We start from the raw sequence: 6,472 nt of genomic DNA, 5'->3' as shown, positions 1-6,472 counted from the left end.
TCGTGGACACATGACAGGTGCCCACTTACGTTAAAAGAGGTGGACATCTACCGCGTTGGTCGTTCCTTGTACAGGCTGTAACGCCCGGACGCTTACCGTGTTTTATCCATGGCGATGGAAAATGCGGTTTGATAGTCTTTGCTCTTCAATAATCCTAGTCCACAGAAGGTAAGCATGAAGATCGTCTCTTTCAATACTAACGGTATCCGAACCCGTCAGCATCAACTGCAGGCGCTCAAGAAGCAGTACGACCCGGACATCATCGGTATTCAGGAGACCAAGGTCCAGGATCCCGATTTTCCCCTGGAGATGATCGAGGAACTCGGCTACAAGGCTCACTATTTCGGGCAGAAAACCCACTATGGCGTAGCGTTGCTATCCAAGCGTGAACCGCTTTCGGTACAGAAGGGCTTTCCGGGTGACGGTGACGATGCCCAGAAACGCCTGATCTGCGGTGTTTATGAAACCGATGGTGGTGAGCGCATCACGGTGATCAACGGCTATTTTCCCCAGGGGGAGAGCCGGGACCACGAGGTGAAGTTTCCTGCCAAGCGTAAATTTTATGCTGACCTCATGGATTACCTGGGCAGCCAATTCACGCCCGATGAGAAACTGGTGGTGATAGGCGATATGAACATTGCCCCCTTGGACAGTGATATCGGCATCGGCCCGGACAATGCCAAGCGCTGGCTCAAGACCGGCAAGTGCAGCTTCCTACCCGAGGAGCGGGAGTGGTTGCAAACACTGGGCGATTGGGGGCTGCGCGACACTTTCCGTACCCTCCATCCGGATGTGGATGACCGTTTCAGCTGGTTCGATTACCGAAGCAGGGGGTTTGATCGGGAACCGAGAAGGGGGCTGCGGATTGACCTGATAATGGCTACCGATTCCCTCAATAGCGTGTGCAGAGATGCCGGAATAGCCTACGATATAAGGGGGATGGAGAAGCCATCCGACCACTGTCCAATCTGGGCCGACTTTGATATCGATTAGCCCGGCGGGTTAATGAATGGATAAAAAGGGACTCTTTCTCAACGACTGGCATGAGGGCGGTTTAGCCGAACTCAAACAGGCATTTGGCATAGCTGATCACGACCTGCATGGGGCGGAGGTGCTGCTCGCCTCCTATGCCCGGGACGCATACTGCGGTGAGGCTTTCGTTTTGATGCGAAGGGCGGGCGCACTGTTCGAGGTAAATGCCAGTCACGACTCTGTGGACGGATTCGAGGGGCAGTGGGAGCCGGAGGATACTTTCATTGCAGCGCTTCGTTACCGCATGGAGAGGGGGCGTCTCGGCAGCCCCGAAGGTGGCATCAACGAGTTTGCCGATGAGCTTCGCTTTCTGTTGGCGGAGTTGGAGGCAGCCGGCTACCGCTGAATTCAATCATGGCTGTTGCCACCCTTCGCTTCTATGAAGAGCTGAACGATTTCCTGCCCAGGCCGGTCCGCAAACAAGATCGCCGGCTTGAATTCAACGAGTCGGCCACGGTAAGGCACTTGATCGAAACATTCGGTGTACCTCATACGGAAGTGGAGGTGGTGTTGCTCAACGGTGTGTCGGTGGACCTGGAGCAATTGGCTCCCGACGGTGACAGGATCAGTGTCTACCCGGTATTCGAGTCCCTGGATGTCACGCCGCTGCTGCGCCTGAGGGGCTATCCGCTGCGCACCGTAAGATTTCTGGCTGATGCGCACCTGGGCAAGCTGGCTGGCTACTTGCGCATGCTCGGCTTCGATACCCTGTACCGGAACGATTGGCAGTGGCACGTCTTTCCTCAGAGCAGCAGCGTATCCTGCTGAGCCGCGACCGCGCTCTGCTCATGCACAGGGCAGTTACCCATGGCTGTTATATTCGGGCTTTTTCACCCCGGGAGCAGCTCGCCTATCTCATCAACAGGCTGGATCTGTGCGGTAAGATCTCCCCTTTCTGCCGTTGCATGCGCTGCAATGGCGAACTGCATGAACTGGAGTCCAATGAAATACTAGGCAACCTCCCTCAAAGGGTCCTGGAGATCAGGGAGCGCTTTCTGCGTTGTGGTCAGTGTGATCATGTCTACTGGGAAGGTAGTCACTACCAAGTGATGAAGCAGTGGATATCCCAGCTCTGTGGCTGATTTATTGCAAAAGACATCAAACAAAAAAGGGGATTTGTGCTGGTTTGCATTGGGTCAGACTTAATGGTGGAATCAGCTGCAGGGCTTGTTGGAAGTAAAAATTAAAAGAACTCGTCAATAGGTTGCCGATATTCACCATTCTGTTTTTTTAGAGAGTTTTCTCAGGAGGGGGCTTATGTTTTTTGAGTGGGATGATGCCTACAACATGGGCGTCGACGTGATCGACCACCAACACCGCAGAATCGTCGATTACATCAATACCCTGTATCAGGCAATCGGGCGCAGTATCAGGCAATCGGGCGCAAGGATGAGATGTCCGTTGTCGATGTCATGGAGCAACTGACTGATTACACCATTGGCCACTTCGCCTTCGAAGAGAGCCTGATGGAGCAGTGCGGTTATGAGCAGATCTCACAGCACAAGATCATCCACGAGACGTTCACCCGCAAGATCAAAAAATACCAGCAGGATCTCGATGCCGGTGAGGATATTGCCGAGAGGCTGTTGGATGAACTGAAAGTGTGGCTGGTAGAGCATATCCAGAAAGAGGATTTCGCCTATGTCGGTGTCGTCCCAACGAAGCCGGAAAAGGGGATGATCAGCAAGGCCATAGATCGACTGATGCACCCGCTGTCCTGATGCCGGGTCATTCTGTCATTTAGAAAAAACCGCCGAAGAAATCTTCGGCGGTTTTTTTATATCAGGGGTGTGGTGGTTAACCCCGCTTTCCGAAAAGCCCCAGCAGCTTTTCGAACCAGGTCAGCAGTTTGTCCTGCAGGGGAGTGGCAAAGAACCAGCCCATGACCAGGGTATCCACCGCCACTGCACCCACGATTTCGTCGGTCAGCCAGTGGGCGCCGCTCATCAGGCGGGGTAGCGTGAACAGCACCGCAAAAATGCAGGCGGCGATGCCGTAGCTGCGTGGGAGGTGCCACACCAGGAAGCCGGCGCACATCATCAGCACCACGCCGTGGTCGCCGGGAAAGCTGTCACTGGAGTAATCCTTGGTTTTTATCCAGGGGGCCAGTTCCGACAGTCGCAGTGCCTCCGGGAACTGCGCGGTGGCACTGGGGCGCTCGATGGGAATCAGCTGTGTGCCGATCAGTGCGGCCACGAACAGTGCACAGACCAGTACCATTCCTATCGCAATATAGTGCCTGAGGTTCTGGCGGTCTCTGAACAGGGCATAGTGACCGAACAGCAGTACCATGGAGAGCGCGGCCACCAGGTCGAACATGCGATTGTTGGCAACTGCCCAGGTCGCCTGCCAGCTCTTGTTGTCTGCCAGGCTGTTGTTCATGGCCCAGAATACCTTTTCGTCCAGTGCCTGCCACAGGCTGTGGGTAGGCTCCAGCAACCAACTGCCCATCAGCAGCACAGGCAACAGGGTGCAGAGGATCAGTGCATTGGTGTTCCAGGCGGGGGTGTCGTTCAAGAGGCCGGCTCCTTTTCTATGGTTCCCTGCAGCCACTCGCCGTTGGGTGCCAGGGCGTGGAGTTTCACCTGCTGAATGGTGTTCTCCAGCTGTGCAGCGTGTGTATCGGTGATCTGGACGCGCAGGAAGTTGGGCGTGTAGCCCATGGCATGGTCGGGGTCACCACCTGTGCCTTCGATCAGCACCGGAAAGCTGCGTCCAACATAGGCTTCAAGCAGTTCCCGCTTGAGGCGTTCTCCCAGGGCGTGGAGTTCATTGCTGCGCTGCCGGATGGTCTCCCGGGCTACCGGCAGGTCCAGTGTGGCAGCGCGGGTGCCTGGGCGATGGGAATAGGCAAAGATGTGCAGGTGGCCGAAACCGATCTTCTCCACGAAGTCCAGGGTCTGCTGCCACTCCTCCCCGGTCTCGCCCGGGAAACCGACGATGATGTCGGTGGTGATGTTGAAATCGGGGATGCGCTCCCGGGCATTGGCGACCAGGGATTCGAACTCTGCGGCCTTGCAGCGCCTTGCCATGCGGCGCAATACGGTATCCGCACCGCTCTGCAGGGGCAGGTGCATGTGGGGCATCAGCCGCGGGTTGTCGAACAGTTCCCAGAACGCTTCGGGCAGATCCCAGGGCTCCACTGCACCCAGGCGCAGCCGGGGTATCTCGGTACCGTCCAGAATCGCATTGATCAGTTCAGTCAGGCCGCTGCCGCTGTCGCTCCCGTATCCTCCCAGGTGGACACCGGTCAGCACCGCCTCCTGGATACCCTCGCTGTGCAGGGTGTTGATCTCCTCGACAACCTCGGCAATGGGGCGGCTGCGCTCCTCGCCCCGGGCCGCGGTGACGATGCAGAAGGTACACTGGTAGCGACAGCCGTCCTGCACCTTGATGAAGGCACGCTGGCGACCCCGGGCAAGGAGGCTGTTCTCGCCGGGTATGGTGGCCTGTTCGGGCATTGCGTGGAAGTGCAGCTTCTCGGTGGCGATCTCCACCAGCCGATCCTTTTCGGTGTTGTTCACCACCAGGTCGACACCCTGGGATTGGGCCGTCTCGGTGGGATCCAGCGAGGCGTAGCAGCCACTGACCACCAGTTTCGCTTTCGGGTTTTCGCGGTGTGCCTTGTGCAGCAGTTTGCGGGATTTTTTGACCGCCTCACCGGTGACCGCGCAGGTATTCACCACCACAAGCTCGGCCCGGGCCAGGTCGCGGGTGATTTGGTGCCCCAGTCCCTGGAATTTCCGGGACCAAGTTTCCAGCTCCGCTTCGTTGAGTCGGCAGCCGAGGGTTTTCAGGTGTATGCGCATGGCCGGAAGGTGTGCTGTCTGGTAACTGCAAACTGTGTGTAATGGATATGAAACAGGGAAGTGTACGTCTGTGTGGAGTAGATGCAAGCGCAATAGTTCCCATGCAATCATTCGGGGCTCGTGTTTTGAGCCTCTGGATATGTTTTGATAAGAGAAATCAATATGTTAGGCTGTATTTAATATGTCCGGTTTCGGTATGGAGTGGTATGTCGCTTACAGATAATCCATATGAGCTATTGATGCTTGCGCTGCTTGCACTTGTACTGCTGGCAGCCGGCGGGTTGTGGCTGCGCCAGTCACGGATCATCCGGCTCCTGGAGATGGAGCGGGAAGGGGAGGCCGCTGCCAGGGATCGGATCGAAGGCCTGTTGCGGGAGCAGGAGCGGCTGCTGCTTCACGAGTTTGCCGTGGCCCGGGAGCAGCGCAAGGAGGGTACCCACGAGCTTCAACGAAAGCTGCTGCTGCAGATCTCGAAGCTCTACCAGGCCCTGGAGCGGCGTTTCGGCGAGATGCAGAAGCATCTCTCCGATGATGCGGGCAGTTTAAAGGCTGATCTCATTAGCCGTTTCGACGGGCTGCACAACGGCCTGGGCCAGAGTCTCGGTGAGAGCCGGGTAGCCCAACAGGAGGCCCTGGGAAAAGGTTTCGAGGGCATCGCCCGTCAGCTTGCCGAGGGACTCACTCTGAACGCCGAGGCCGTGGGCAAGCGCATGGACGGACTGACAGAGCGTACCGACCAGCGCCTGCAGGAGATCAGCGGCCAGGTGGATCGTCGCCTTAGCGAGGGTTTCGAGAAGACCACCGAGACCTTCAGTAGGGTGCTTGAGCACCTGGGTCGGATAGACGAGGCACAGAAACGCATCACTGAACTCTCCTCCAACGTGGTGAGCCTGCAGGAGGTGCTGGCTGACAAACGCTCGCGGGGTGCTTTTGGCGAGGTGCAGCTCAACGCCCTGATTCGCAACCTGATGCCGGAGCAGGGTTTCTCACTCCAGCATACCCTCAGCAACGGTATGCGCGCCGACTGCATGCTGTTTCTCCCCGAGCCTACCGGTAACGTGGCCATCGATGCCAAGTTTCCCCTGGAGAGCTATCAGCGACTGACCGATACACAACTGCCCGATACTGAACGTGTCAGGGCGGGCAGCCAGTTTCGACAGGATATCCGCAAGCACATAAACGACATAGCAGGTAAATACATCATTCCCGGCGAGACCTCCGACGGTGCGGTGATGTTCATCCCCTCCGAGTCGATCTTCGCCGAGATCCATGGCCACTATCCGGAACTGGTGGAGGAGGCTCACCAGGGAAGAGTCTGGCTGGTATCCCCAACCACCATGATGGCGATACTCACCACTGCCAGGGCAGTGCTGAAAGATGCCGCTACCCGTGAACAGGTGCACGTGATCCAGCAGCATCTCAACCTGCTTTCAAAAGACTTCGGACGTTTCCAGGACCGCATGGACAGGCTGTCGCGCCATATTAAGCAGGCGCACAAGGATGTGGAAGATGTGAATGTCTCCGCGCGCAAGATCAGTGACCGCTTTGGCCAGATCGAGAAAGTGGAACTGGAAGAGCTGCCAGGGCTCGAGGTTGGGACGAAAGAATAAGTCCAGGCTCGTGCATTTGCA

General features: G+C 57.1%; 7 protein-coding genes and 1 pseudogene. 6 read left to right on the top strand and 2 right to left on the bottom strand.

Features of this window, described 5'->3' with window-relative positions; translation table 11 throughout:
- The first annotated feature begins 174 nt into the window (after positions 1-174).
- From xthA to BOW53_RS02315, 5 genes and pseudogenes are all read left to right on the top strand, one after another.
- A complete protein-coding gene (xthA, locus tag BOW53_RS02330) occupies positions 175-993 on the top strand; it encodes an exodeoxyribonuclease III (RefSeq protein WP_078485913.1) in 819 nt (272 codons plus the stop codon).
- 16 nt (positions 994-1,009) lie between these two features.
- On the top strand, positions 1,010-1,378 hold the full coding sequence (locus BOW53_RS02325; protein WP_078485912.1) for a hypothetical protein: 369 nt from the start codon (positions 1,010-1,012) through the stop codon (positions 1,376-1,378).
- Between the two features lie 8 nt (positions 1,379-1,386).
- A pseudogene (locus BOW53_RS02320) lies at positions 1,387-2,114 on the top strand (Mut7-C RNAse domain-containing protein).
- A 175-nt stretch (positions 2,115-2,289) separates the two neighbouring features.
- On the top strand, positions 2,290-2,457 hold the full coding sequence (locus tag BOW53_RS12670; RefSeq protein WP_172838733.1) for a hypothetical protein: 168 nt from the start codon (positions 2,290-2,292) through the stop codon (positions 2,455-2,457).
- Positions 2,427-2,753, top strand: coding sequence for a bacteriohemerythrin (locus BOW53_RS02315; protein WP_078485911.1), 327 nt, complete (start codon positions 2,427-2,429; stop codon positions 2,751-2,753). The genes BOW53_RS12670 and BOW53_RS02315 overlap by 31 nt, the downstream gene beginning before the upstream one ends.
- Positions 2,754-2,829: 76 nt before the next feature.
- Here the strand turns inward: BOW53_RS02315 and BOW53_RS02310 are convergent, their stop codons facing one another.
- Together BOW53_RS02310 and mtaB are read right to left on the bottom strand one after the other, a co-directional pair.
- The gene (locus tag BOW53_RS02310) at positions 2,830-3,549 is read right to left on the bottom strand and encodes a phosphatase PAP2 family protein (RefSeq protein ID WP_078485910.1); all 720 of its coding nucleotides are present in this window, start codon (positions 3,547-3,549) and stop codon (positions 2,830-2,832) included.
- Positions 3,546-4,841 (bottom strand): tRNA (N(6)-L-threonylcarbamoyladenosine(37)-C(2))-methylthiotransferase MtaB, encoded by a 1,296-nt coding sequence (gene mtaB, locus BOW53_RS02305; protein WP_078485909.1) that lies wholly within the window; start codon positions 4,839-4,841, stop codon positions 3,546-3,548. Before mtaB ends, BOW53_RS02310 begins: the two co-directional genes overlap by 4 nt.
- 206 nt (positions 4,842-5,047) lie before the next feature.
- Between mtaB and BOW53_RS02300 the strand changes: the two genes are divergently transcribed.
- The gene (locus BOW53_RS02300) at positions 5,048-6,451 is read left to right on the top strand and encodes a DNA recombination protein RmuC (protein ID WP_245831969.1); all 1,404 of its coding nucleotides are present in this window, start codon (positions 5,048-5,050) and stop codon (positions 6,449-6,451) included.
- The last annotated feature ends 21 nt before the right edge of the window (positions 6,452-6,472 follow it).

Origin of the sequence: Solemya velesiana gill symbiont (assembly GCF_002020805.1) — a bacterium.
GTDB lineage: Bacteria > Pseudomonadota > Gammaproteobacteria > Chromatiales > Chromatiaceae > Sedimenticola_A.
Note: the sequence above shows the minus strand (reverse complement) of the source record. Positions and strands in the feature narration are given on the sequence as shown.

Bases quoted from the DNA above. Each gene is read 5' to 3' on its own strand.
- xthA (WP_078485913.1), top strand. From the start codon at position 175: ATGAAGATCGTCTCTTTCAATACTAACGGTATCCGAACCCGTCAGCAT.
- BOW53_RS02325 (WP_078485912.1), top strand. From the start codon at position 1,010: ATGGATAAAAAGGGACTCTTTCTCAACGACTGGCATGAGGGCGGTTTA.
- BOW53_RS12670 (WP_172838733.1), top strand. From the start codon at position 2,290: ATGTTTTTTGAGTGGGATGATGCCTACAACATGGGCGTCGACGTGATC.
- BOW53_RS02315 (WP_078485911.1), top strand. From the start codon at position 2,427: ATGTCCGTTGTCGATGTCATGGAGCAACTGACTGATTACACCATTGGC.
- mtaB (WP_078485909.1), bottom strand. From the start codon at position 4,841: ATGCGCATACACCTGAAAACCCTCGGCTGCCGACTCAACGAAGCGGAG.
- BOW53_RS02300 (WP_245831969.1), top strand. From the start codon at position 5,048: ATGTCGCTTACAGATAATCCATATGAGCTATTGATGCTTGCGCTGCTT.